The 22,901-nt window shown below is 57.6% G+C and carries 22 protein-coding genes; 6 read left to right on the top strand and 16 right to left on the bottom strand.

Annotated elements, in window-relative coordinates; all coding sequences use genetic code 11:
• Positions 1-52: 52 nt before the first annotated feature.
• Positions 53-1,177, bottom strand: coding sequence for an amidohydrolase (locus tag ACR3EH_RS19040; RefSeq protein ID WP_171187529.1), 1,125 nt, complete (start codon positions 1,175-1,177; stop codon positions 53-55).
• Positions 1,170-2,180, bottom strand: coding sequence for a pyridoxal-phosphate dependent enzyme (locus ACR3EH_RS19045; protein ID WP_171676257.1), 1,011 nt, complete (start codon positions 2,178-2,180; stop codon positions 1,170-1,172). Before ACR3EH_RS19045 ends, ACR3EH_RS19040 begins: the two co-directional genes overlap by 8 nt.
• An 86-nt stretch (positions 2,181-2,266) precedes the next feature.
• Between ACR3EH_RS19045 and ACR3EH_RS19050 the strand changes: the two genes are divergently transcribed.
• Entirely contained in the window at positions 2,267-2,743 is a 477-nt protein-coding gene (locus ACR3EH_RS19050; RefSeq protein WP_371808454.1) for an Lrp/AsnC family transcriptional regulator, read from the top strand.
• An 86-nt stretch (positions 2,744-2,829) separates the two neighbouring features.
• On the opposite strand, the gene ACR3EH_RS19055 is transcribed toward ACR3EH_RS19050, so the two are convergent.
• The 6 genes from ACR3EH_RS19055 to ACR3EH_RS19080 form a co-directional block, all read right to left on the bottom strand.
• Positions 2,830-3,807, bottom strand: a complete 978-nt coding sequence (locus tag ACR3EH_RS19055) for an HpcH/HpaI aldolase/citrate lyase family protein (protein ID WP_171187526.1) — start codon at positions 3,805-3,807, stop codon at positions 2,830-2,832.
• A 17-nt stretch (positions 3,808-3,824) separates the two neighbouring features.
• Positions 3,825-5,120: a serine hydroxymethyltransferase gene (glyA, locus tag ACR3EH_RS19060; RefSeq protein WP_171679265.1), complete on the bottom strand. Its 1,296-nt coding sequence runs from the start codon at positions 5,118-5,120 to the stop codon at positions 3,825-3,827.
• Positions 5,121-5,198: 78 nt separating this feature from the next.
• Positions 5,199-6,170, bottom strand: a complete 972-nt coding sequence (locus tag ACR3EH_RS19065) for a 2-hydroxyacid dehydrogenase (RefSeq protein WP_171676159.1) — start codon at positions 6,168-6,170, stop codon at positions 5,199-5,201.
• A complete protein-coding gene (gene sucD / locus ACR3EH_RS19070) occupies positions 6,170-7,057 on the bottom strand; it encodes a succinate--CoA ligase subunit alpha (protein WP_171187157.1) in 888 nt (295 codons plus the stop codon). Before sucD ends, ACR3EH_RS19065 begins: the two co-directional genes overlap by 1 nt.
• Positions 7,057-8,253: a malate--CoA ligase subunit beta gene (locus ACR3EH_RS19075; RefSeq protein WP_171187159.1), complete on the bottom strand. Its 1,197-nt coding sequence runs from the start codon at positions 8,251-8,253 to the stop codon at positions 7,057-7,059. The genes sucD and ACR3EH_RS19075 overlap by 1 nt, the downstream gene beginning before the upstream one ends.
• 28 nt (positions 8,254-8,281) lie before the next feature.
• Positions 8,282-9,523: a pyridoxal-phosphate-dependent aminotransferase family protein gene (locus ACR3EH_RS19080; protein WP_171187161.1), complete on the bottom strand. Its 1,242-nt coding sequence runs from the start codon at positions 9,521-9,523 to the stop codon at positions 8,282-8,284.
• A gap of 219 nt (positions 9,524-9,742) precedes the next feature.
• Between ACR3EH_RS19080 and ACR3EH_RS19085 the strand changes: the two genes are divergently transcribed.
• Positions 9,743-10,372 (top strand): response regulator transcription factor, encoded by a 630-nt coding sequence (locus ACR3EH_RS19085; RefSeq protein ID WP_253746657.1) that lies wholly within the window; start codon positions 9,743-9,745, stop codon positions 10,370-10,372.
• Between the two features lie 115 nt (positions 10,373-10,487).
• Positions 10,488-11,333 carry a TauD/TfdA dioxygenase family protein gene (locus ACR3EH_RS19090; protein ID WP_171676161.1) on the top strand — a complete coding sequence of 282 codons (846 nt, stop codon included), beginning with the start codon at positions 10,488-10,490 and terminating at the stop codon, positions 11,331-11,333.
• Here ACR3EH_RS19090 and ACR3EH_RS19095 read toward each other — a convergent pair.
• A complete protein-coding gene (locus ACR3EH_RS19095) occupies positions 11,330-12,598 on the bottom strand; it encodes a cytochrome-c peroxidase (protein WP_171187165.1) in 1,269 nt (422 codons plus the stop codon). The two genes, ACR3EH_RS19090 and ACR3EH_RS19095, sit on opposite strands and share 4 nt — an antisense overlap.
• A gap of 15 nt (positions 12,599-12,613) precedes the next feature.
• On the opposite strand from ACR3EH_RS19095, the gene ACR3EH_RS19100 reads away from it, so the two are divergent.
• Positions 12,614-13,084 (top strand): tetratricopeptide repeat protein, encoded by a 471-nt coding sequence (locus ACR3EH_RS19100; RefSeq protein WP_171095376.1) that lies wholly within the window; start codon positions 12,614-12,616, stop codon positions 13,082-13,084.
• A gap of 31 nt (positions 13,085-13,115) precedes the next feature.
• On the opposite strand, the gene ACR3EH_RS19105 is transcribed toward ACR3EH_RS19100, so the two are convergent.
• From ACR3EH_RS19105 to ACR3EH_RS19130, 6 genes are read right to left on the bottom strand one after another with little or no spacing between them, the layout of a single operon-like run.
• Complete coding sequence (locus tag ACR3EH_RS19105; RefSeq protein WP_171187167.1) at positions 13,116-14,177, bottom strand: TRAP transporter substrate-binding protein; 1,062 nt, start codon at positions 14,175-14,177, stop codon at positions 13,116-13,118.
• A 24-nt stretch (positions 14,178-14,201) separates the two neighbouring features.
• Positions 14,202-15,491, bottom strand: a complete 1,290-nt coding sequence (locus tag ACR3EH_RS19110) for a TRAP transporter large permease (protein ID WP_170337175.1) — start codon at positions 15,489-15,491, stop codon at positions 14,202-14,204.
• Positions 15,492-16,079 carry a TRAP transporter small permease gene (locus ACR3EH_RS19115; protein WP_171095381.1) on the bottom strand — a complete coding sequence of 196 codons (588 nt, stop codon included), beginning with the start codon at positions 16,077-16,079 and terminating at the stop codon, positions 15,492-15,494. It lies immediately after the preceding gene.
• Positions 16,080-16,131: 52 nt separating this feature from the next.
• Positions 16,132-16,647 (bottom strand): flavin reductase family protein, encoded by a 516-nt coding sequence (locus tag ACR3EH_RS19120; protein ID WP_171187168.1) that lies wholly within the window; start codon positions 16,645-16,647, stop codon positions 16,132-16,134.
• Entirely contained in the window at positions 16,647-17,537 is an 891-nt protein-coding gene (locus ACR3EH_RS19125; protein WP_171187169.1) for an aldo/keto reductase, read from the bottom strand. Before ACR3EH_RS19125 ends, ACR3EH_RS19120 begins: the two co-directional genes overlap by 1 nt.
• Positions 17,537-18,691: an LLM class flavin-dependent oxidoreductase gene (locus ACR3EH_RS19130; protein WP_171187170.1), complete on the bottom strand. Its 1,155-nt coding sequence runs from the start codon at positions 18,689-18,691 to the stop codon at positions 17,537-17,539. The genes ACR3EH_RS19125 and ACR3EH_RS19130 overlap by 1 nt, the downstream gene beginning before the upstream one ends.
• Positions 18,692-18,798: 107 nt before the next feature.
• Here ACR3EH_RS19130 and ACR3EH_RS19135 point away from each other — a divergent pair, with 107 nt between their 5' ends.
• Together ACR3EH_RS19135 and ACR3EH_RS19140 are read left to right on the top strand one after the other, a co-directional pair.
• Positions 18,799-19,509, top strand: coding sequence for a GntR family transcriptional regulator (locus ACR3EH_RS19135; RefSeq protein WP_171187496.1), 711 nt, complete (start codon positions 18,799-18,801; stop codon positions 19,507-19,509).
• Between the two features lie 12 nt (positions 19,510-19,521).
• Entirely contained in the window at positions 19,522-20,619 is a 1,098-nt protein-coding gene (locus ACR3EH_RS19140; protein WP_171676163.1) for a Gfo/Idh/MocA family protein, read from the top strand.
• Positions 20,620-20,739: 120 nt separating this feature from the next.
• On the opposite strand, the gene ACR3EH_RS19145 is transcribed toward ACR3EH_RS19140, so the two are convergent.
• Positions 20,740-22,755 (bottom strand): DEAD/DEAH box helicase, encoded by a 2,016-nt coding sequence (locus ACR3EH_RS19145; RefSeq protein WP_253746655.1) that lies wholly within the window; start codon positions 22,753-22,755, stop codon positions 20,740-20,742.
• Positions 22,756-22,901: the final 146 nt, after the last annotated feature.

The raw sequence follows: 22,901 nt of genomic DNA on the forward strand, positions 1-22,901 counted from the left end.
GGGACCCTTTTCCTTTTTGAAAAGGATCACCAGAGCGGCAACCGCGCCAGACTCAAAAACCGCGCTGCGCAAGGCTGGTCCAGAACGCAATTCCGTATCTGATCGCTTCATCGTTGAAATCATAGGACGGGTTGTGAAGCGGCATTGCATTGTTCCCTTCCAACCCGTTTCCCATGAGAATAAACGCGCCAGGGCGATGCATGAGAAACTCGGCAAAATCCTCCGAGAAGCCAACTCGGCCAAATTCAGCATCAAGCGTCCCAACTTTGCCAGCTGCGTCCGAGATCGCATCAGTGGCTCTGGCATCGTTTATTAAAGGACGAAACGATGTGGAGTAATCGACCTCTGACACCGCACCCTGTGCCGCACTAACCCCGTCGACAATGGCGCGCATTCTGCGCTCGATGCATTCCGACACATCTTTGGAAAACCCCCTGCAATCCCCGCGTATGGTGACATTGCTCGGCAGGATGTTGCGTGCACCGTCTGTCAGGAATTCTGTAATTGAAACCACGCCATGTTCCCGGGGCGGTAGGGAACGCGAAACGATAGATTGCAATTGCATGACAATCGCCGCCCCGGTCACGATCGGATCGACGCCCTTCTCTGGCATGGAAGCATGACCCCCCTGCCCCTGAATGCGGATTTCAAAATTGTCCTCGAATGCGCAGAAAGGCCCCGCCTGGGTCGCGAAATACCCAAGCTCCATTCCCGGCATGTTGTGAAGCCCAAAGATTGCAGACATGGGGAATCGTTCGAACAAACCGTCAGCGATCATCGCGGTGGCCCCATTTCCGTTCTCTTCATCCGGCTGGAAAATGAAGTGAACGGTCCGGTCCAACGATGTGTCCGCAGCAAGCGACAAAGCAGCACCAAGCAGCATTGTGCTATGCCCGTCATGACCGCAACCGTGGAACTTGCCCTCTGTTTTCGACCGGTAGGGCAAATTGGTCATTTCGTGAATTGGCAGCGCGTCCATGTCGGCACGAAACCCGATTGCGGTCTCACCAGGACCACGGCGCAAGGTGGCAACAATTCCGGTTCGACCCACGCCTCGGGTGACTTCGAGCCCGGCGCGCTCCAACTCGGCCGCGATCAAATCGGGGGTCCGGTCAAGGTCGAACCCGGTTTCCGGATGGGCATGAAGATCGCGACGAAACGCAACAAGATCAAGCATCAGAAACGCCCCCTTCGGACAAGATGACCAATGGCAAATCATCGTCGCCCTCAAGGCAGGCGGCAAGCCCGGCTGCTCCGGATGGCGTTGTCGAGAAACCCAAATCCAAGGCGCTGTTTACAGCGTTCTGAGCCTGTTGGTCACTGATTGTAACCCAGTCATCTGCACAGCGCTTCAAGATATCCAAAGCCAGCATGGATGGCGTTTTGCAATCCAAACGCCCCATATTTGAAACGGGCCCTTCAACCGTAAGGATTTCTCCGGCTCGGGCGCTTTCCTTCAGACAGGGTGCAGCATCTGGTTCAACAACTGTGATCTTTGGTTGCACTGGCCAGTTGGACCGGATCATATAGGCAATGCCCGCGGCCAGCCCGCCAACACCCGCCTGCAGGTACACGTGGCTCGGCCAATTTGCGTACACTTCTAAATCGTGGCGCATTTCTTCAGCAATGACAGTATAACCCTCCATCACCAATCGCGGAGGCTCGGTATATCCCGGCCACGACCCATCGGCGAGGTGAATGGCACCGGTTGCTTCGGCGTCGGCGATGGCTGCGGCGACGCTTGCTTCATAGTCACTGCCGGATCGAACAACATCTGCGCCTTTCGCCCGAAGACGAACGGCAAACTCTTCGGGGACTGTTTCGGCAAGATGGATGCGTGCCGTTGCACCAAAGAGCTGCGCCCCAGCGGCCACGGCCATGCCGTGATTTCCTGCGCTGGCGCACACAAAAGTCATTGATCGCGCCGCGTCCTTTATGGGATCGCTCAGAAAGGCGCTGGGGGTCAAAGAACGACCAACACGCGCTTCGATCAGCTTGGCAACAGCGTAAACACCGCCCAAAGCTTTGAACGCACCCAGGCCCATCCTGTTGGTTTCATCCTTGATCAGGATCGTTCGCCCCTTGAAACTGCGGGTTTCCAATGGGCTCGGTTTATATGCAGGACATTCCGCCAGCAGCGCCAGCGGCTTTGCCACATCGAGTTTGTTACTGTTTTCCATGATCAGAGTTTTACGCACAAGCTGTGATCGATTATGGTCACATTTACCGATTTTTCGGGAAACTTTTTCACATCAAGGAAATCTTTGTGAAACTCGACCAATTTGACCTCAGCCTGCTGCACCTGATGCAACGTGATGCCAAAATGGGGCTGGAAGCGCTTGCATCCGAAACAGGCTTATCGGTCGCATCCGTTCAAAGGCGCCTGAAGGCGCTCAGAGCTTCTGGTGCCATTCACTCGGAAGTGGCAATCGTCGACCCGAAAAAGTTGGGCTTTGCAATGAGCTTCGTTGTCATGGTCGAGTTGGAACGCGAACGCCAGGATCAGATCGACGCTTTTTCGCGACAGGCACAGGCCGAGCCAAGGGTGCAGCAGTGCTATTACATCACAGGTGACGCGGACTTCTGCCTGATCTGTACGGCGCGTGATATGGATGATTTTGAAGAGCTTACCAAAAAGCTGTTCTTCGACAATTCAAACGTCCGCCGGTTTCGCACCTCTGTTGTGATGGGGCGAAAGAAAGTCGGTTTGGGCATTCCTTTAAGAGATCAGGACACAGGTTAGGGCCAAATGCGTTTCCGGTATCGGTGGGAGGCAAAGACCAAGATCGCGCGTGCGCGTTTGATTTGGTCTTTGCCCTGTCACTTCATTTACGCCGCCGCAATCTGGCTTGCTTTCTCAACCAGCACTTCCGCTTGGCGGATTGAGGCGTAGTCGATCAACCGGCCGTCCAAAGATACGGCTCCTTTCCCATCCGCTTCGGCCTCGGCCATGGCGACAAGAATGCGCTGAGCCTTGGTCACTTCGGCGTCGGACGGCGACATAACTTCGTTTGCCAAGGCAATCTGGCTGGGGTGAATTGCCCATTTCCCTTCGCACCCCAAAACAGCAGCACGTTTGGCGGCAGCTTTATAGCCGTCAGGGTCCTGGAAATCTCCGAACGGCCCGTCGATTGGGCGCAGGCCGTTGGCGCGGGCAGCGACCACCATACGCGCCAGCGCATAGTGCCACATGTCGCCCCAATGTGTCAGGCGGCCCCCATCGGCATCCGCATCGGTCAGCACTGAATAATCGGGGTTCACACCGCCGATAATGGTCGTGCGTGCACGTGTCGACGCCGCATAATCGGCAACTCCAAAATGAAGGCTTTCGTTGCGCCTAGAAGCGGCAGCAATCTCGCTTACGTTTTGCATACCCAGCGCAGTTTCGATGATGTGTTCGAACCCGATCCGCTTGTTGTAACCCTTGGCATCCTCGATTTGCGTGACCAGCATATCAACAGCATAGACGTCAGCAGCGGTTCCAACCTTGGGGATCATGATCAGATCCAGCCGAGCGCCAGCCTGTTCAACAACATCCACCACATCGCGGTACATGTAGTGGGTGTCCAGCCCGTTGATGCGTACCGACATGGTCTTGTTGCCCCAGTCGATGTCGTTCAACGCCTGAATGATGTTCTTGCGGGCCTGTTCCTTTTCGTCCGGTGCGACGGCATCTTCCAAATCCAGGAAGATAACGTCCACATCCGATTTTGCCGCTTTTTCAAACATTCCGGGCTGGCTGCCGGGAACGGCAAGCTCGCTGCGGTTCAGACGGGCTGGGGCTTGTTCAATAGAATGAAAACTCATGTGTTGGGTCCTTGGCCTTACAAGTTCGGATAGATTGGGAAGCGGGCGCAGAGGTCTGCGACCTCGGCTTTGACCTTGGCTTCGACGGCGCCGTTGCCGTCTTCGCCATTGGCAGCCAGGCCGTCGACCACTTCGATGATCCAATCGGCGATCTGGCGGAACTCGACCTCGCCAAAGCCGCGGGTGGTGCCGGCGGGTGAGCCCAGACGAATGCCCGAGGTAACGGTCGGCTTTTCGGGGTCAAACGGTACGCCGTTCTTGTTGCAGGTGATATGCGCCCGCCCCAGAGCCTTCTCGGTTGCATTGCCCTTCACGCCTTTAGGGCGCAGGTCGACCAGCACCACATGGGTGTCGGTGCCGTGGGTCACCGTGTCCAGACCGCCCTTGATCAGCTGGTCCGACAGCGCTTGTGCGTTGGTAATGACCTGCTGGATATAGGTTTTGAACTCGGGCCGCAGGGCTTCGCCAAAGGCCACGGCCTTACCGGCGATCACATGCATCAGCGGGCCACCCTGAATGCCGGGGAAGATCGCCGAATTCACTTTCTTAGCGATATCTTCATCATTGGTCAGGATCATACCCCCACGCGGTCCACGCAAGGTCTTGTGGGTCGTCGTGGTCGCCACATGCGCATGCGGGAAGGGGCTGGGGTGCTCACCCGCCGCAACCAGACCGGCGAAATGCGCCATGTCTACGTGCAGATAGGCACCCACCATGTCGGCGATCTGGCGCATGCGGGCAAAGTCGATCTGGCGCGGGATAGCCGAGCCGCCGGCGATGATCAGCTTGGGCTGGTGCTCTTTCGCCAGCGCCTCGACCTGATCATAGTCCAGCATGTTGTCTTCTTTGCGGACGCCGTATTGCACCGCGTTGAACCACTTGCCCGACTGGTTCGGGCGCGCGCCGTGGGTCAGGTGACCACCGGCATCCAGGCTCATGCCCAGAATGGTGTCACCGGGCTGGATCAGCGCCTGGAACACACCCTGGTTGGCCTGAGAGCCCGAGTTCGGCTGCACGTTCGCAAAGCCGCAGCCAAACAGTTCCTTGGCCCGGTCGATGGCCAGGTTCTCGGCAATATCGACAAACTGGCAACCGCCATAGTAGCGCCGACCGGGATAACCTTCGGCGTATTTGTTGGTCATCACCGAGCCCTGCGCTTCCATCACGGCGGCAGAGACGATGTTCTCGGACGCGATCAGCTCGATCTCGTCGCGCTGACGGCCCAGCTCGGACGTGATCGAGCCAAAAAGCTCAGGGTCACGGTCCGACAGGGACTGGGTGAAAAATCCGTCTGTACGGTGCGGCGCATTCACGGGTCAAATCTCCTGTGTAAAGGGGTCGATGAGGTCCTGAGGGCCGCATCGACAAATTCGATTGGTACGTTGGGTGGGTCAGATCACCCGATCGCGCGGCTCTCGGCCTTCAAAGAAGTCACTCAGGTTATCCAAAACCCTGAACCCCATTGCCTCGCGCGCCTCGCGGGTGGCGCTGCCAAGATGCGGCAGCATCACGAGGTTGTCGCACTGCAGCAGATCTGCACAGATACGGGGTTCACCATCGAACACATCCAGTGCTGCACCGCCGATCATGTCGAACATAAGCGATTGGACCAGCGCCCGTTCGTCGACGACTTCACCACGCGCCGTGTTGATCAGGAATGCGTCAGGTTTCATGAGGTCCAACCTGCGCGCATTGATCATGTGGCGGTTCGCAGCCCCACCGGGGCAATGAAGTGAGACGAAATCGCATTGCGGCAACAACTCATCAATTGACGTGACCTGAGTGGCATTGCACCGCGCCAATACAACCGGGTCCACCGGGCTGCGGTTATAGACCAGCACGTCCATGCCAAAGCCGTGATGCGCACGGCGGGCCATCTCCTGACCGATGCGCCCATAGCCGATGATGCCAAGCGTCTTACCGCTGACTTTGGTCCCCACCAGATGCGTGGGTCGCCAACCGGTCCAGTTTCCGGCGCGCAACTCGCGTTCGCCTTCGCTGGCGCGGCGGGCCGCCATCAGCAGAAGTGTCATGGCAATGTCCGCCGTGCACTCGGACAGAACATCGGGCGTGTTCGTCACGGTCATACCCAGTTCGCGGGCAGACGGCTCACAGATATGGCTGTAGCCCACTCCATAATTCGCAAGGATTTTTGTCTGCGCGCCAGATACGTCCAGCGCCTCGGCGCTGAGCGTATCGGTTACCGTAGGCAAGACCGCGTCATAGGATTTCAACGCCTGCCGGATTTCGGACGGGGACAAAGGTTTGTCCCCGGTGTTCAGCACGGTGTTATAGTTCTCGGCCAACTGCGCCTCGACGGCAGCAGGCCAGCGGCGGGTCACAAGAACCGAAGGTTTGACCATCACGCAGCCTCCATCACACGCGCAATTGTTTCACCAATCACGGCAGGGTTTTCCGCCACGGTCACTCCAGCGGCAGACAGGATTTCGACCTTCTCGCTGGCGCTTTCGCCAAAGGCCGAGATGATCGCACCTGCATGGCCCATGGTCCGCCCTTTCGGAGCAGTCAGGCCCGCAACATAGGCGATCACCGGTTTGGTGATGTGGTCACGAATATACTCTGCCGCCTCGGCTTCCTGCGGGCCGCCAATCTCACCAATCATGGCGATGACATGGGTGTCTTCGTCGTCTTCGAACCGTTGAAGGATGTCCTTGAACGATGACCCGTTGATGGGGTCGCCCCCGATCCCGACGCTGGTTGAAACACCAATCCCGCGCTCTTTCAGCTGCGCTGCGGCCTCATAGCCCAGCGTGCCAGAGCGACCGATGATCCCGACATGCCCCGGCAGGTAGATGTGACCCGGCATGATCCCCAGCAACGCTTTGCCCGGCGAAATGGTGCCCGCGCAGTTCGGACCGGTCAGAACCATACGTTTGTCCTTGGGGTAACGGTACATGTAACGTTTCACCCGGATCATGTCTTGCGCCGGGATACCGTCGGTTATGCAAACGCAGTACCGGATACCGGCATCCGCTGCTTCCATGATCGAATCCGCTGCAAAAGGGGGGGGAACGAAAACAAGGCTGGCATCTGCGCCGGTCGCCTCAACGGCTTGTTTGACGGTGTCAAAAACCGGAACGCCTTCGACGGTTTCACCTCCCTTGCCGGGAACGACGCCACCTACGACATTCGTGCCATATTTCAGCATGTCTTTGGTGTGAAACCGCGCCATCCGGCCGGTGATGCCCTGTACGATGACACGCGAGTCGCGATCGAGAAGAATGCTCATTACACAGCCCTCATCTTGGTGCCTTGGGTAAGGTCGTTTTTCCATGCGCCCACGGCGCGTTCTGCCGCTTCCATAAGTGTTGTGGCGCGAATGATCGGAAGGCCGGACTTGGCAAGGATTTTCTGGCCTTCTTCGACATTGGTACCAGCGAGCCGGACAACGACCGGAAGGTCGATATCCAATTCTTTCAGCGCCTGAACGACGCCCTCGGCCACCCAATCGCAGCGGTTGATGCCTGCGAAAATGTTGACGAGGATGGCCTGGACATTGGTGTCCGACAGAACGAGCCGAAACGCCTTGGCGACCCGTTCTGGCGAAGCCCCGCCCCCAATGTCGAGGAAGTTTGCAGGCTCACCCCCTGCCAGCTTGATCGTGTCCATTGTGGCCATCGCCAGACCGGCGCCATTGACGATGCAACCGATGTTTCCGTCCAAACCCACGTAAGACAGCCCCCGGTCCGCCGCACGGCTTTCGCGCGGGTCTTCCTGGCTTTTGTCGCGCAGTTCGGCGATCTGCGGGTGGCGGAACAGAGCGTTGTCGTCAAAGCTCATCTTTGCGTCCAACGCCAGAACGCGGTCGTCGCCGGTGATGACCAGCGGGTTGATCTCGACCATGGTGGCATCCAAGTCGCTGAACGCGGCATAGCAACCCTGCAGTGTGCGCACCATCTGCTGGATCAGCTTGGGTTCAAGACCAAGCTTGAACGCAATTTCACGCGCTTGGAATTCCTGAAGCCCAACTGCCGGTTCCACAATGGATCGCACGATGCTGTCCGGACGGTCGGCCGAGATATCCTCGATTTCCATACCACCCTCTGACGAGGCAACAATCATCACCCGCTGGCTGGATCGGTCCAGAACAAAGCCCAGATAAATCTCGCGATCAATCGGCACGGCGGCTTCGACGTAAACGCGGTAGATCCCTTTGCCTTCCGGCCCCGTTTGATGCGTGACCAGCTTACGACCGAACAGGTCATCGCAGGCCTGATAAATCTCGTTTTCAGTGTTGCACAGCTTGACCCCTCCGGCCTTGCCGCGCCCACCCGCATGGACCTGCGCTTTGACGATCCATTTGTCACCGCCCAGCTCGCGCGCCCGATAGGCCGCCTGTTCCGGGCTGTAGGCAAGCGCGCCCGCAGGGACGTCCACCCCGAAATTGGAAAGAAGTTCTTTCGCTTGGTACTCATGAATATCCATCTGCAATCCTCCCGTTCATGCAGTGTGGTTAAGCAGCGATTGAAGTGCCGTAGCGGCTTTCAAGCAAAGCCTCGATCGCATCTCGATCAACCTCTCCGCCAAGCTCGCGCAGGGCTTCGGCGAACAGACGTACGATCCGGCTGACCGCGTCGCGGTTCAACTGATTGAGGATTCCGATCCGTACCTGTACCGGAGCGCTGAGAGTCGGCCAGATGCCAAATCCCCGTGCGCGGCAGTTCTGGACCAGCTCCATCTCACGCCCCGCCAGTTCCGGCGGCAGGTTCAGAACAACAAGGCTGGGCATGTCCGATGTCACTTCGCAGCCCATTTCGATCACCGCATCGCGCAGAACCTTCTCATGAGTGCGGTAGGCCATGGCCCGCTTTGCCAGGCTTTCTTGCAGGGTCAGTCGCAGGGCTTCGTGGAACGCCGCAACGGCGTATCCCGAATGCGTCCGGTGATAAGTTCCCTTCTCTACGTCTTGCCCATCGACAATGCCCCAATGGCGCGCTTCAAAGATCGGATTGTGAACATAGGAGTATGCACCTGACGCCTTCAAACTTTCGATATAAGCATCCGTAAAGCTGACCGGCGCGTAGGTCAGCGGCAGACAGCACAGACCTTTTTGCGGGCAAGACGCCCACCCGGCGATCCCGGGGTACTCGTCAATTGAAAAATCATCCGCACCCAACGACGAAACCGCGTCGATCAGACCCATGACACCATTGCGTTCACAGGCGTCCGAAAAGCCGCGCAGATCGTTGACACGCCCGGATCCGGTTTCCCAATGCGCCATGAACGCCCATTTGGGCTGGTGCTCAGACAATGCAGCGTCAACCAGTTCACATGTCACCGGCTGACCGTGCGGAACCTCGATCACGGTGACACTGGCGGCTTGCGGGTCAAGCGGGTTGGATGCGTGTTCTTGAGGTGTAGCTGCCTTGATCCGCAGGGTCAGAGCGTCGATACCCGAGAATGTCCCGTTGGCAAACGCCACAACCTTGTCGCCAGGCATGACGGCAGAGAACATAGCGTCCAGAGCGCTCCAACCGGTGCCTGCGACCGCAAAAGTATAGGTGTTGGACGTGCCCCAGATCTTTCGCAGCATGTGTTTGCACTCGATCATGCCCCGCAGAACGTCACCCTGCATGTGATCCGCCACGCCTGCGCTGCTGAAGGCGCGCAGGACACGGGCGTCGGTGTTGCCCGGTCCCGGGCCAGCGGCCAGAGTCTCGGGGATCTCAAGAGGAGGGAAAATCTGAAACGTCATCGTCTGTCATCCTCGGCGTTGGTCGGGCTCTTGGACCCGTCATGTTTCGTTGCCGGACAGAAAACGCCGCCTTGCGCAATGACGCAACGTAACTTACTACTGCTTTAGGATGGCCAAAAGGATGGGGAATTTCCCACCAGAATTGGTAAAAATACCAAGGTATACTGAGTTTTCACCTACCCGTTTGGGTAGTAAATTGCGAAAGTTGGGTAAAAACAGATGATTGGCGCGCCAGGTACCCCTATTGATGTCATGCTGGCAGACGGCAATCCGCTGGTTCTGTCTGCCATGTCTGAAATCTTTGAACGCGACCCGCGATTCTCGTTGGTGGCGACGTCAGCCACCGCCGAAGGGTTCCTGGGAACCGTCATGCGAGTTCCGGTTCAGGTCGGGGTGGTCGACTGGAACCTCCCGGTGCTCGGAGCAGCAAAGCTGATCGAGGTTCTCCGAGAACAGGCCAATGCTCCACGGTTTGTGGTGTATGGGGATGTCACCAGCGAAACGCCGCGGCTGGCCATGCAAGCCGGGGCTGCCGGTTTCGCAGCGCGATCCGGCGAGGTCGAAGGCTTGCTTGAAACCTGCGCCGATGTGGCGGCTGGCAAAATGGTCTTTCCATTCATCGACGTTCGGAAAATGCAACAGGACCCAATCCAAAGCCTGTCCCGCAAAGAACGCACCATTCTTGAAGCCTTGGCCCAAGGCATGTCAAATCGGGACCTTTCAAAAGAGCTTCAGATTTCGACGAATACGGTCAAATTTCACCTGTCCAATATCTATGACAAGCTGGCCGTGAAAAACAGAACTCAGGCCATAGCGTTTTACTATTCGTCCAGATCCGCACTGGATTAGGACCATGGTCCGAGGTCTGCTGTCCAGAATGCCCAGCGGCGCAGTGCTCACTAATTCCGTTTCTCCAAAGCCCAATCGTCCTTTATCCTGATCTTGAAAAAGCAGGAGCACCCCGATGGACATCACACCCCTCACCGGCGGCTTGGGCGCTGAAATCGACGGCGCCGATATTCGAGACAGCGGGCAATTCCCTGATATCCACCAAGCCTTTGCCAAGTATTCCGTTATCGTCTTAAGGGGTCAAACTGCCACCCCTGAAGACCATCTGAACTTTGCTCGCAGCTTCGGCGCGATCAACGTCAACCGTTTCTTCAAACCGGTTGATGGCCATCCCGAGATTGCGACGGTACTCAAAGAAAAAGACCAGAAAGAAGCGGTGGGTGAAGGGTGGCACACCGATCATTCCTATGACGAAGCGCCAGCCATGGGATCAATCCTGCATGCGATTGAGATGCCGCCCTATGGAGGAGACACGCTGTTTGTGTCTATGGCAGCCGCGTATGAGGCACTCTCGGCCCCAATGCGTCAGTTTCTAGACGGGCTGACTGCTGTGCATTCTTCACGTCACGTCTTTGGTGCCGCCATACAAGACAGCGAAGCCGCCAAGAGCGGTCGATTAGGCAACGCAGACGCCGCAACACAAGATGCGCACCATCCCATTGTCATCACACATCCACTCAGCGGGCGTCGTGGTCTTTTTGTGAACCCTGTCTTCACAACGCACATCGAAGGGCTCAGCAAAGACGAGTCTGATGCAATTCTTGGGATGCTGTACGAGCACTGCAAACAACCCGAGTTCCAATGCCGCGTGTGCTGGCGCGCGGGCGACATAACGATGTGGGACAACAGAGCCACATGGCACAAGGCAATCAACGACTATCACGGTTTTCGACGCCTGATGCACCGGGTCACGGTTGAAGGCGTCGCGTTGTCCAACCCTGCTGAAAACAAGGACAGCTAAGGAACAAATCCACTGGGCACGCCAAAAATCGGTGCATCCACACTGGAACCTGTCAAAGCGTCCATAAAAGCGATCAGATTCTGGATTTCCATGTCCGAGAGTTCAATCGGATCAATGTCAGTTTTGCTGCGTTGACGTTCCATTTCCAGTCGATCATCCCAAACCAGAAAGTCAGCGTCGTGCAACCACGAAACCTCGGGCAACCCGGCCATATCGGGCGTCCAGGCATCCAAACTTGCCTGAGGGTTAAGATGATGGCGGATGACGCTTTCAAGGTCAGGGAAAGCCCCGTTGTGACCGTAAGGGGCCGTCAAAGCAACGTTGCGCAACATGGGGGTGCGAAACCTGTAGGCATCTTCCAACCGATTGCTTTCACCCATACGACCAACGTCACGCGCATACGGATCCCATTGACGGGTTCGACCCGGACCAAAAGGAGGAATGGCCAAAGCATGGAATTCCTGATCGGACATCAACGGTCCCGCGTGGCACGCGGAACAGTTTGCCTTACCATAGAACAGATCCATCCCGTCTTTTTGAACGGTTGATAACGCATTCATGTCCCCAGCAAGATAGCGATCAAATGGGCTGTCGGTGCTCCTCCACTCGATGGCCATGAACGCGGCCAAAGCGTTGGCGATATGGGTGATTGTGATGTCTTCCGTGGTTTCAATCTCATCAAATGCTGCGACCATTGCCGGGCCGTAATGGGGATCCGTTCTTACGCGTTTGGCAAGGATCGGCCACCCCTTGTCGATCCGATCGTGGACGGCCCCGGTGACTTGGTTTTCGGCCACGTTACCGGCCATTTCGAATTGCGAGGTCAGCGGAAAAAGCGCTTGCGCAGCGAGTAGTGAGTTTAAGCCTTCAGGTAACCATTCCTGAGCGGGTGAGTTGAACCCGTTGCCGTAGACATCCGAGATGCTCAACCGGCCATCGTGAAACACCGTGTGGATGTCTTTTGCCCCTAGGTTCCAAAGCCCCGGCGAATTTCGGGGAATGCGTTTTCGAATCCTGTCTGCACCGATGCCGGGTGTGCGCTCTGGCCCCAACCCCTGTCCGCCTTCTCCGATGCCCAGCGACACCCCATCCGAGGTACCGAAGTCCGGGTGGTGGCAATGGGCGCAGGATATGTTTCGATTGCCCGACAGGATCGGATCGTAAAACAGTTGATGACCGATGGCGGCCTGTTCCATATCAAAAGGCAGGAAGTCATCATCTGTCAGAGGGCGCGGCACATCCTGTGCCGCAGCGCTCCCGGCCAAGAGGAAAGCAACCCCATGCGCCAGTTTGTACTTGCCCTTTGTCTGCTTGCCAGCCCGGCGCTCGCCGAACTGGAACAGGCGCGCGATTTGATGGAGGCTGGCGAGTTTGAGGCCGCGCGCAAAGAACTGCTGCCCGCCGCCCGCTCGGGCAATGCCGAGGCCGAGGAATTGATCGGCGTGATGTACGGGTTGGGCCTGGGCGTCGAACGGGACTATGAGCGCGCGTTCGAATGGTATCTGCGCGCCTCGATGAAGGGGCATCCGGGGGCCCAGTCGGGGGTTGGCTGGTATTATGAGTTGGGTCTTGGGATGCCCGCGCCTGATCTGGTCAGGGCTTACATGTGGTACACGCTCAGCGCCATTGGGGGCGATCCCGACGCGGCGATCAGCCTTGAGGAAGTAATCAAGAAAATGTCGCCGGAGCAGATCGAAAGAGCGCATGTTCTGGTGAACGACTACAAAGGGTGGATGTACCCGTTTCGGTAAGGGCCGGGCCTTAGGGGCCCGACCCGGAAGCTTAGTTCAGATCCGCATCGCGCGACGCGTTCACATCGGCCTCAGCCGCCGCCACCGCATCTGTCAACGCAACAAAGATCTCGTCTCCACGCGCGACATTGGACTGGAACCAGTCATAGACCGGCGTTGCGGCCTCTTTGAACGCAGCCTTCTGGTCAGGTGTCAGCACATAGAGATCGCCGCCACCGGCGACAAAATCCTCATAGGCTTGGATCGACTTGCGCTTGGGCGAGGCAAACGTAGCCTGTTGCAGCGCATAGAACCCGTCGACCACGACGCGGCGCATGTCCTCGGGCATTTCCTGGAACTTGGCGTTGTTCATCCACCACAGCGCGCCCATATAGGCGTGGCCGTCCAGCGTTACGTACTGCAGGCCCGCATCCGGGAATTTCATGCCCATGATGTCGGTGATGCCGTTCTTGGACCCTTCAACAACGCCGGTCTGAAAGCTGGTGAACAGTTCCGGCCACGGGATCGGGGTGGGCGATGCGCCCAGCGCTTTGACCAATTCCTGCGGCAAGTCAGCAACCACGGTGCGAATTTTCAAACCTTCCATATCCGCGGGCTCCGCGATGCGGCGCTGCGTGTTGGCGAAGTTGCGCCAGCCACCGGTGTTGCCGATGGTCATCAAACGGATCGCGCCGCCCGAGTCCTCAAGCGCCATGTCGCGCATGGTGCGGGTAAAATCGCCGGACAGAACATGTTCGGCAATCCGGTCGTCAGCCATCAAATAGGGCAGATCCAGAACCTGCACGTATGGGAAAATGCCAGACGCACCACCAGAAGTGGAGATGTAGATGTCGATGGTACCGTCTGCCACACCCTGCAAGCACTCGGCCCCGTTCGAGCACAGTTGCGTGCCAATAAACAATTCGACTTCAATCGCGCCGTTCGAGGCGGCCTCGACATAGTTCTTGAAGACGATCAGGCCGTCATAGTCCTCGTCGTTTTCGTTCGAATTGGCAGTGGCGCGCAGCGTGTAGTCGGCAGCTGTTGCCGCGATGGAAGACGCGGCCACAAGCGAAGTGGCCACCGCTGCGGTTTTGATGAAGTTTCTGAGCATGCGTTTCCTCCCTGTGGAACTCAGTTAGTTGGCAAATCCCGTTATCCTCGGGATCGTCATGGATAGTGCGGGGATATAGGTAATCAGGAAAATCACGATGATTTCGACCGCCAGGAACGGCAGGATCGCTTTGGCGATGGTTTCGACCCGTTCGCGCGAGACAGCAGCAGCGACAAACAAGACCAGGCCCATTGGCGGGGTGGCGAGGCCGACGGTCAGGTTGACGCTCATGATGATGGCGAAGTGGATCGGGTCAACACCGAGGCTGGTGAAGATCGGGCCAAGGATGGGACCAAGGATGATGATCGCAGGGCCTGCATCCAGAAACATGCCGACGATGAACAGCAGCAGATTGATCAGGAACAGCAGGATCAGCGGGTTTTCCGACAGGCTCAGGATCAGCGAGGCCAGTTGCTCCGGCGCATGGCTGAGGCTGACGACCGTCTTGAACGCCATCGCCGCGCCGACCAGCAGAAGCACAACCGCCGATGTCATACCTGCGTTGCTGAGAACCTCGGGCACCTCTTTCCATGTCAAAGTGCGCAGAACGAAGAAACCGATGATAAAGGCATAGCCTACGGCGACGGCTGCAGCCTCGGTCGGGGTGAAAATACCGCCGAGAATACCGCCCAGAATGATGACCGGGGTCATCAGCGGGAAGAAGGCTTTAAGGCTGGCCTGACGCCGCTCGGGCCACGTGTATTTTCGGCTGGCAACGGGGAAGTCATATTTGTCAGCCATCAGTTTGATCATCAGCATAAGGCCGACGCCCACCATCACGCCCGGCACGATACCCGCAAGGAACAGGGCGGCCACGCTTTCGCCCATCACATAGGCGTAGATGATCATGATACCCGAAGGCGGAATGATCGGTCCGATCACCGAACTGGCCGCTGTGATCGCAGCGGCAAATTTGCGGGTATAGCCCTGTTTCTCCATCGCCGGGATCAGCATCGACCCCAAAGCGGACGTATCGGCCACCGCAGATCCCGAGAGGCCCGCGAACAGGATCGAACTCAGCACGTTCACATGTGCCAGACCGCCACGCAGATGGCCCATAAGCGCCTGTGAAAATTCAACAAGACGGATGGTGATGCCGCCTCGGTTCATCAACTCTCCGGCCAGCATGAAGAAGGGGATTGCCATCAGTGGGAAACTGTCCATACCGTTATAGACATTGCGGTAGAGCAGCGTGATGTCGTTGGTTTGACCGTTCAGCCATAGCAGGATGCCCGGGGCGGCAAGCAGCGCGAAAAAGACCGGCAGGCCGATCAGCAAGAAAATGAGGAAGGTGGGCAGGAACCAGATCAGCATTTATTCGGCCCCCACTGCCGCATCAGGAATTTCGGGCAATAGGTGACCTCCGCCCAGCAGAGTGATGAAAGATCGCAGGATCAACTCGATATTCACCGAGATCAGCAAGATGATCCCGACCAACAGCGAGGCCATCATCCAGCTGCGCGGGATGCGGTACCATTCGTCGAACCCGAAAGATGTGGGCAGATACAGCGCGGCGGTGGCGAACCTACCGCCAAAGCCAGTCACTTCGGACCAGCCGATATTGACGGCGACCAACAGCACGGCGAGCGATATTACCAGCAGGAACAGGTTCAGCGTTTGGCCAATAAAACGCGGTAAAAAGCGCTCTAGCATATCAATGGCAACAAAACCCCCGCGCCGAAACGCCGTTGGGGCCATCAGACCGGTCATCCACAACATGCAGAACCGCGCGGCTTCATCCGGCCAGGGCAAAGCATTGCCCAGAACGTATCGGAAGAACACCTGAATCAGGATTGCGATTACCATGAGTGCAATCGCAACGACACCAACCGCGCGGCCCAGACGCAGCACGGTTTCGTTCACGAATGCAATCGGCGCAAGCACCGATGCCAGTCCGCCCATGCGGATCCTCCCTTGTTCAGCCGCGGGTATGCCCACGGTCGTCAGATCGCGCTTAGTGCTGCGCGAATTGGCCGAGTTTCCCGGCGTAAAAGGTCAGCGCGTCTCCATCCGCCATGCTGGCCCGTAGAACTTTTCCTACGACAATAACGTGATCGCCCGCGTCGTGATATGCATGTTGCTCGCATTCAAACCGTGCCAGACAATCCGACAGGATCGGCGTGCCGTTTTCGCAGCGCTCATGCGCGATATCGCGCAGGGCAAAAGCGTCTTTCGAACAGCCAAAGCACAGCTCGGCCTGTTCCGCCGACAGCACATGGACGCTGAAATGGCGGGCTTTGTGGAAATAGGGGAAGCGGCGTGAGTTTCGGTCGCCCGCCCACATGATCAGCGGCGGGTCCAGCGACAGCGACGAAAAGCTGTTTGCGGTGATGCAGACCGGGCCATCTGCGCTGTCGCAGGTGACGATGGTGACGCCGGTCGCAAAGCGGCCAAAAGCGTCACGAAGGGTGCGGGTGTCGTCCTTATGCGGAACGAAAGTATGGGTCATGTCCTTTGAGATTGCGTTCATCATGGTACCTCATGCCCCAGCGCCGCCTCATAGAGGCGGTACCAGCTTTCGCGATCCAATTTGACTTTCAAAGCGTCCGAGATGGTTTTTATGCGGCCCAGATTGTTGGTGCCCATCACCGGCAGGATGTTTGCAGGATGCGCCAGCAGGAACGCCACGGCTACGGCGGCGCGATCCACGCCGCACTCGGCTGCAATCTCGTCTGCCACAATTCCGACCGGAGGGTTTCCGGCCATCAACAGACCGCCACCCAGTGGAGACCACGCCATGATCGGGTGCCCATGCTGCTGGTGAAACGCCAGATCGCCATTGGTGAAAGGGCTGATCTCGCCCAGCGAGATCTCGATCTGGTTGGTGACCAGTTTGGTCTTCATGGCCGATTGCAGCAACGACCAGTCCCAGGGGCGGAAGTTCGATACACCCACAGCACCGACCTTTCCGCTGGCAACAACTTCGTCCAGCGCGGCACCGGTTTCATGGTGGTCCATCAATGGATCAGGGCGGTGAATCAACAGCAGGTCGATATGGTCAATGGCCATTTCTGTCAGCGAGGTATCGACCGACTTCACGATATGCGCACGCGACGTGTCGTAGTATTTCACCTTCGCATCCGCGTAACGGCCCACCGGGGCGATGATGTCACATTTGGTGACGATCTCCATCTTCTGGCGCAAGCTCGGGTTGGCGCGCAAGGCATTGCCCAGAACAGCTTCGGCTGCGTAACCACCATAAATGTCGGCCTGATCAAAGGTGGTGATGCCCTGATCCAAGCAAGCCTGAATCTTGGCCTCAACATGCCCTGTGGACGTGTCGCTGTCATCGCCCAGCCGCCACATGCCATAGACAAGACGGCTCATCTCAAGCGAGTCAGATAGTTTCACACGTTGCATCAGCGGCGTTCTCCGTTGCCCAGTGGGGTCGCTGGGGTCATTGCTGGCACGCGCCCGTAAGCTTCGGGCAGCGAGCAGGTTTTTAAGTTGGGCAGCACCCGAGCACCAAAATGTTTGGCCTCATCCATGTGCGGGTAGCCCGAGAAGATGAAAGCGCGGATGCCCATCTTCTGATATTCCTCGATCTTCGACATAACCTGATCGGTCGATCCGACCAGAGCGGCACCGCAGCCAGACCGCGCCCGGCCAACACCAGTCCAGAGACCGGGTTCGACATAGCCGTATTCATCTGCCAGATCGCGGTTCTTGGCCTGATGCGCGACACCCAGCGACGTCGCGTCCAGCGCCCGTTCACGGATGGCGCGACCGTATTCGTCATCCAGTTTCGAGACGATGTAGTCCGCATATTCCTGCGCCTCAGCCTCGGTATCTCGGACGATCATGTGGACGCGCAGTCCGTAATCCAGTGTTCGGTTGTAATTCTCGGCAACTGCGTGCACGGCCTTCATACGTTCGGCCAGTTGGTCCTTGGTTTCAGGCCACATCAGGTAGACGTCGCAATGCTCACCGCACAAGTCCAAAGCCGAAGGTGAATATCCACCAAAATACAGCAGCGGGCCGCCGGTCTGATAGGGTTTCGCAGGATCGGTCGTCAGACCCGAGAAACTATACACTTCGCCGGCGTGGTTGATCTCATCCTGTGTCCAGGCCTGTTTCAAAATCTCGACCACTTCGCGCGATCGCTGATAACGGAACGCACTGTCGGCTTTCTCACCGGGGAAGTCCGATGAGATGATGTTGACGGTCAGCCGCCCCTTCAGCATGTGATCCAGCGTTGCGATGGTGCGCGCCAGCATGATCGGTTGCATCTCACCGCAGCGTACGGCGGCCAGCATGTTGATCCTGTCGGTGATCGGTGCGCAGCCTGCGACAAAACTCAGGGTGTCCTGACCAACCTGATACGAAGACGGACACAGGATATTGCGAAACCCCTGTGCTTCGGCCTCTTTCACGATGCCCGAGCAATGCTCCCAACTGGATCGAAGATCGCCGTCCGGCACACCCAGAAACTGATAATCATCCGAGCAAAGTGCCGCAAACCACGATACTTCAGCAGCGTCCAGATCAGGGGATGTGATGGGGACGATAGTCATCTGAGTCGGTCTCCGCGCAGCGTTTGCTTTTTCTCTTGCGTAGCAATCGCTTTGATGTAGATCAATAGTGTATCAATTTTTCCCGCGACCAAGTGAAGCGACTGACTGTGCCCTCTGCCAATCGAAATCCGAACGCACTTCCGGTTTACATCCAGATTGCGGAACTGCTGATCCGCGATGTCGCGGCAGGGCGGCTGATCGATGGAGAGCGCCTGCCGCCTGAACGCGAGATGGCGGCTGATCTGAATGTCTCGGTCGGGACACTTCGAAAATCGCTCGCCGAGCTTGAAAAAAAGGGGATGCTGGAACGCATCCAGGGTTCGGGAAACTACATTCGCGAAACGGGCACGCAGAACAGCGTCTATGCGATGTTCCGGCTTGAACTCCCCGAAGGCGGTGGCCTGCCACGCGCCGATGTCCTGTCGGTTGATCACCTGGATAAACCATCCGATCTGCCGCAATTTGGTAAGTCGAGCCGAGGATCACGCGTGCGCCGGATGCGCTATTTGAATGACACAATCATAGCTGTCGAAGAAATCTGGCTGGACGAATCAGCAGGTTTGATCGACCGGACCCTCTTGTCCGACTCTCTTTACCGCTACTACCAACGCCAATTGGGATTTTGGATCATTCGGGCCGAAGACAGGGTCTCGGTCCAATCGCTTCCCGATTGGACGCCCGACACCTTCACCAAACCAACGGGCCAAACAGTAGGGTATATCGAGCGTTTCAGCTGGTCAGAGACCGCTGAACCCGTTGAATTCTCGAAAACATGGTTCGACCCGGATCGGGCCAACTACGTCCAACGTTTGAAGTAAAAGGAAACACGCATGACCCGGACCATCAACTACGGGCTGATAGGATGCGGCATGATGGGGCAAGAGCACTTGCACAATATCGGCCTGTTGGAAGGGACGCGCGTGGCAGCGATTTTTGAGCCGGATCCGGTGATGGCAAAAGCCGCCAAAGCCATTGCGCCGGATACCACGATGGTGAGCTCGGTCAAAGAGCTTCTGGCAGTCGAGGACTTGGATTGCCTTGTCATAGCAAGCCCTAATCACTTGCACGTGGACCAGATCTGCGAAGTTGCGGAAACGCGACCCCTGCCGCTGCTGGTGGAAAAGCCGTTGTTCACCGACGCACAGGATGCGGCTCGGTTAGAAGAGGTTGAGCGTAGCTATCCCTGCCCCATCTGGGTTGCGATGGAATACCGATACATGCCCCCAATTGCTGCTTTGATCGACAAGGCGGAAGCAACAGGTGGCGTAAAGATGCTGTCTGTCCGCGAGCATCGTTTCCCATTTCTGGAAAAGGTCGGCCACTGGAACCGGTTTAATCGCAATACCGGAGGCACCTTTGTTGAAAAGTGCTGTCATTTCTTCGACCTCATGCGCTTGATCCTGCAATCCGACCCGGTGCGGGTTACCGCAAGTGGGGGGCAAGCCGTCAACCATCTGGACGAAAGCTACGAAGGCGAAACACCGGATATTCTGGACCACGGGTACGTTATTGTCGATTTCGCCTCGGGCGCACGCGCCATGTTAGAGCTGTGCATGTTTGCGGAAGGCTCTCGGTATCAGGAAGAAATTTCGGCTGTTGGACCCGACGCCAAAGTTGAGGCACTGGTTCCCGGACCAGGACGCTTTTGGCCTGATCATCTGGGGGAACCGCCTGTGCCCAAGGTCATCGTAAGCCCCCGCAACCCCAAGGGGCCTACGTCAATAGACGTCCCCGTAGACGCCAGAATACTGGCAGCCGGAGACCACAATGGATCGACCTATTATCAGCACCAAGGGTTTCTGGCCGTGCTGCGCGGCGAAAAGGCCCAACCCGATGTCAGCCTGAAGGACGGTCTTTGGGCTGTCAGGATGGGACACGCCGCACAACAGGCGATGGAAAGCGGCGAAACCGTACGCTTAGGCGGCTGACAAAAGCGTCATAAAGGGTTGAGTTCTCAAATCGTTTGGAACTCAACCCTTCTCGTACGACCGCCCGAAACCTTTGTGGATGTTGCTTGCACGGGATCCGCAAGCAGACATGGTCAAGGTTCATTTTGTCCGCGATGGTTTCCTCATCGGACGCGCATCTGGGCCTTTTTTCGCACGCACTTTAAAGGTCTTGGGCTTATCGCCGTCCTGTCGACTTTTGTGGCGTTCGGTCCGTGACCCCATCGGTTTCGACGGATCGGCCGCGTTTTTGCGCCGTTTGTTTTCCGCACCGCCGCTTTTACCCGTTGGTTTCTTTCCGGGGTTGCCCTGACCTGCCTTCGGCTTTGCAGACTTTGGTTTGTCCGGGTTTTCCCGGCGCTTCTTCGGTTTTTTTGGGCTTGGTTCAAACTCAGCTGGTTTCGACGCGCCAGCGGGCTTGCTGTCTCGACGCGATGTGTCCGCTTTCCGATCTGGGCGTGGCGTTTTACGTGGTGCTTTCGGCGCAGCCGGGGGGCCTTTGGGCGAGGCGTCGAAATCCGGAACGCCCGGCAATTCGGTCAAGCGCGCGCCCTGTTCAAGATCAAGCTCAGGGCCAAGCTCGTTCTTCATCGCCGGTACTGCGTCGCTGAGGATTTCAACGAATGTTTCCTGGTACTGGACACGAATGGCCCCAATCGCATCTTTGGAGATCCCGGCATTTCGACACAGCATCGGCAGCAACCAACGCGGCTCAGCCCGCTGTTTGCGGCCCAAAGACAACGAAAACCAAGTGCTGGGCCCGAAATCCGAAGCCTCCCGCTTTTTACGGGCACCCGGTTCAGGCACGTCACCCAAAATTTCGGGCGCGGAATTGCGCTCGCGGTAGAGCCGCAGAAACGCCGCCGCAATTTTCTCGGCTGAATGCTCTTGCAACAGCCTTTGCGCAAAAGCCTGTTCTTCGGCGCTTGGCGATTGGCTCCATCCCGGATCGGACATCAGCCGTTCTTCATCGCGCGCAAGGACCGCTTCGGCGGAAGGTGGCGTACCCCATTCCGCCTCTAGTTTGGCGGATTTCAACAGGCGTTGTGCCTTTGACCGTTGGCGCCCAGGTACAATCAGCACCGAAGTGCCCTTGCGTCCGGCGCGGCCTGTTCGCCCGGACCGGTGCAACAGGGATTCCGCATTGGACGGCAGATCCGCGTGGATCACAAGTTCCAGCCGGGGCAGGTCAATGCCGCGTGCAGCCACATCTGTTGCGATACATACACGCGCCCGCCCGTCGCGCAGGGCCTGCAAAGCGTGGGTGCGCTCGGACTGGCTCAGTTCACCCGAAAGCGAAACCACCGAAAACCCCCTGTTGGAGAACTTCGCAGTCAAGCGGGCCACCATAGACCGGGTATTGGCGAAGATGATCGCCGTTTGCGCATCATGAAAACGCAAAAGGTTGATGATCGCCTTTTCGATGTCTGACGGGGCCACGGACAGCGCAAGATAGGAAATGTCAGCGTGCTGGGCGTCTTTGTTGCCGACCTCAATCCGACGGGCGTCTTCTTTCTGATAGGTCTGCGCAAGCTTGGCGATACCGCGCGGTACCGTTGCGGAAAACAGCAAAGTCCGACGGTTTTCCGGAGTGTGATCCAGAATGAATTCGAGATCCTCGGAGAACCCCATGTCCAGCATCTCATCCGCTTCGTCCAGGACAACCGCTTTGAGATCACCCAGATCGATCACGCCTCGCGACACGTGGTCTCTGAGACGACCGGGCGTGGCGACGATGACGTGTGCGCCGCGCTCAATCGCTCTGCGTTCCGTGCGCGCATCCATACCACCCACGGCAGATGCGGTAACGATCCCGGCTTCAGAGAAAAGCCAGTCAAACTCTCGCTGAACCTGCATGGCCAGTTCACGTGTGGGCGCGATGACCAAGGCCAAAGGGGCTGCCGGTCGATCAAACCGGCCGTCTTTGTCCAGCAGGTCGGGTGCAATTGCCAACCCAAAGCCAACCGTCTTTCCTGATCCGGTTTGCGCTGACACCAAAAGGTCAAGCTGGGCCAGCTCAGGCTGCGTCACCGCCACCTGAACGGGCGTAAGTTCGCTGTAACCTTTGTTGGTCAACGCCTGCGAGAGCGTCATTGGCAGGTCGAAGAGGTTGGGCATACATCACCTTGCAGAAGAAAGATCACGCCCTTAACGACGATGGCAGACTTTGTACAGCCTCGTTTGGGCCTGCAGGTCCGATCAGCAATGAAACAAACCGGAACCGGCAGGATTTAACTTTTTTGAACTGTTGATGCTCGCAGTCT

This window comes from Ruegeria sp. BG7 (genome assembly GCF_056535685.1).

Coding starts and splice junctions, on each gene's coding strand:
- ACR3EH_RS19040 (WP_171187529.1), bottom strand. CDS start 1,177: ATGCTTGATCTTGTTGCGTTTCGTCGCGATCTTCATGCCCATCCGGAA.
- ACR3EH_RS19045 (WP_171676257.1), bottom strand. CDS start 2,180: ATGGAAAACAGTAACAAACTCGATGTGGCAAAGCCGCTGGCGCTGCTG.
- ACR3EH_RS19055 (WP_171187526.1), bottom strand. CDS start 3,807: ATGAGTTTTCATTCTATTGAACAAGCCCCAGCCCGTCTGAACCGCAGC.
- ACR3EH_RS19065 (WP_171676159.1), bottom strand. CDS start 6,170: ATGGTCAAACCTTCGGTTCTTGTGACCCGCCGCTGGCCTGCTGCCGTC.
- sucD (WP_171187157.1), bottom strand. CDS start 7,057: ATGAGCATTCTTCTCGATCGCGACTCGCGTGTCATCGTACAGGGCATC.
- ACR3EH_RS19075 (WP_171187159.1), bottom strand. CDS start 8,253: ATGGATATTCATGAGTACCAAGCGAAAGAACTTCTTTCCAATTTCGGG.
- ACR3EH_RS19080 (WP_171187161.1), bottom strand. CDS start 9,523: ATGACGTTTCAGATTTTCCCTCCTCTTGAGATCCCCGAGACTCTGGCC.
- ACR3EH_RS19085 (WP_253746657.1), top strand. CDS start 9,743: ATGATTGGCGCGCCAGGTACCCCTATTGATGTCATGCTGGCAGACGGC.
- ACR3EH_RS19090 (WP_171676161.1), top strand. CDS start 10,488: ATGGACATCACACCCCTCACCGGCGGCTTGGGCGCTGAAATCGACGGC.
- ACR3EH_RS19100 (WP_171095376.1), top strand. CDS start 12,614: ATGCGCCAGTTTGTACTTGCCCTTTGTCTGCTTGCCAGCCCGGCGCTC.
- ACR3EH_RS19105 (WP_171187167.1), bottom strand. CDS start 14,177: ATGCTCAGAAACTTCATCAAAACCGCAGCGGTGGCCACTTCGCTTGTG.
- ACR3EH_RS19110 (WP_170337175.1), bottom strand. CDS start 15,491: ATGCTGATCTGGTTCCTGCCCACCTTCCTCATTTTCTTGCTGATCGGC.
- ACR3EH_RS19115 (WP_171095381.1), bottom strand. CDS start 16,079: ATGGGCGGACTGGCATCGGTGCTTGCGCCGATTGCATTCGTGAACGAA.
- ACR3EH_RS19120 (WP_171187168.1), bottom strand. CDS start 16,647: ATGAACGCAATCTCAAAGGACATGACCCATACTTTCGTTCCGCATAAG.
- ACR3EH_RS19125 (WP_171187169.1), bottom strand. CDS start 17,537: ATGCAACGTGTGAAACTATCTGACTCGCTTGAGATGAGCCGTCTTGTC.
- ACR3EH_RS19130 (WP_171187170.1), bottom strand. CDS start 18,691: ATGACTATCGTCCCCATCACATCCCCTGATCTGGACGCTGCTGAAGTA.
- ACR3EH_RS19140 (WP_171676163.1), top strand. CDS start 19,522: ATGACCCGGACCATCAACTACGGGCTGATAGGATGCGGCATGATGGGG.
- ACR3EH_RS19145 (WP_253746655.1), bottom strand. CDS start 22,755: ATGCCCAACCTCTTCGACCTGCCAATGACGCTCTCGCAGGCGTTGACC.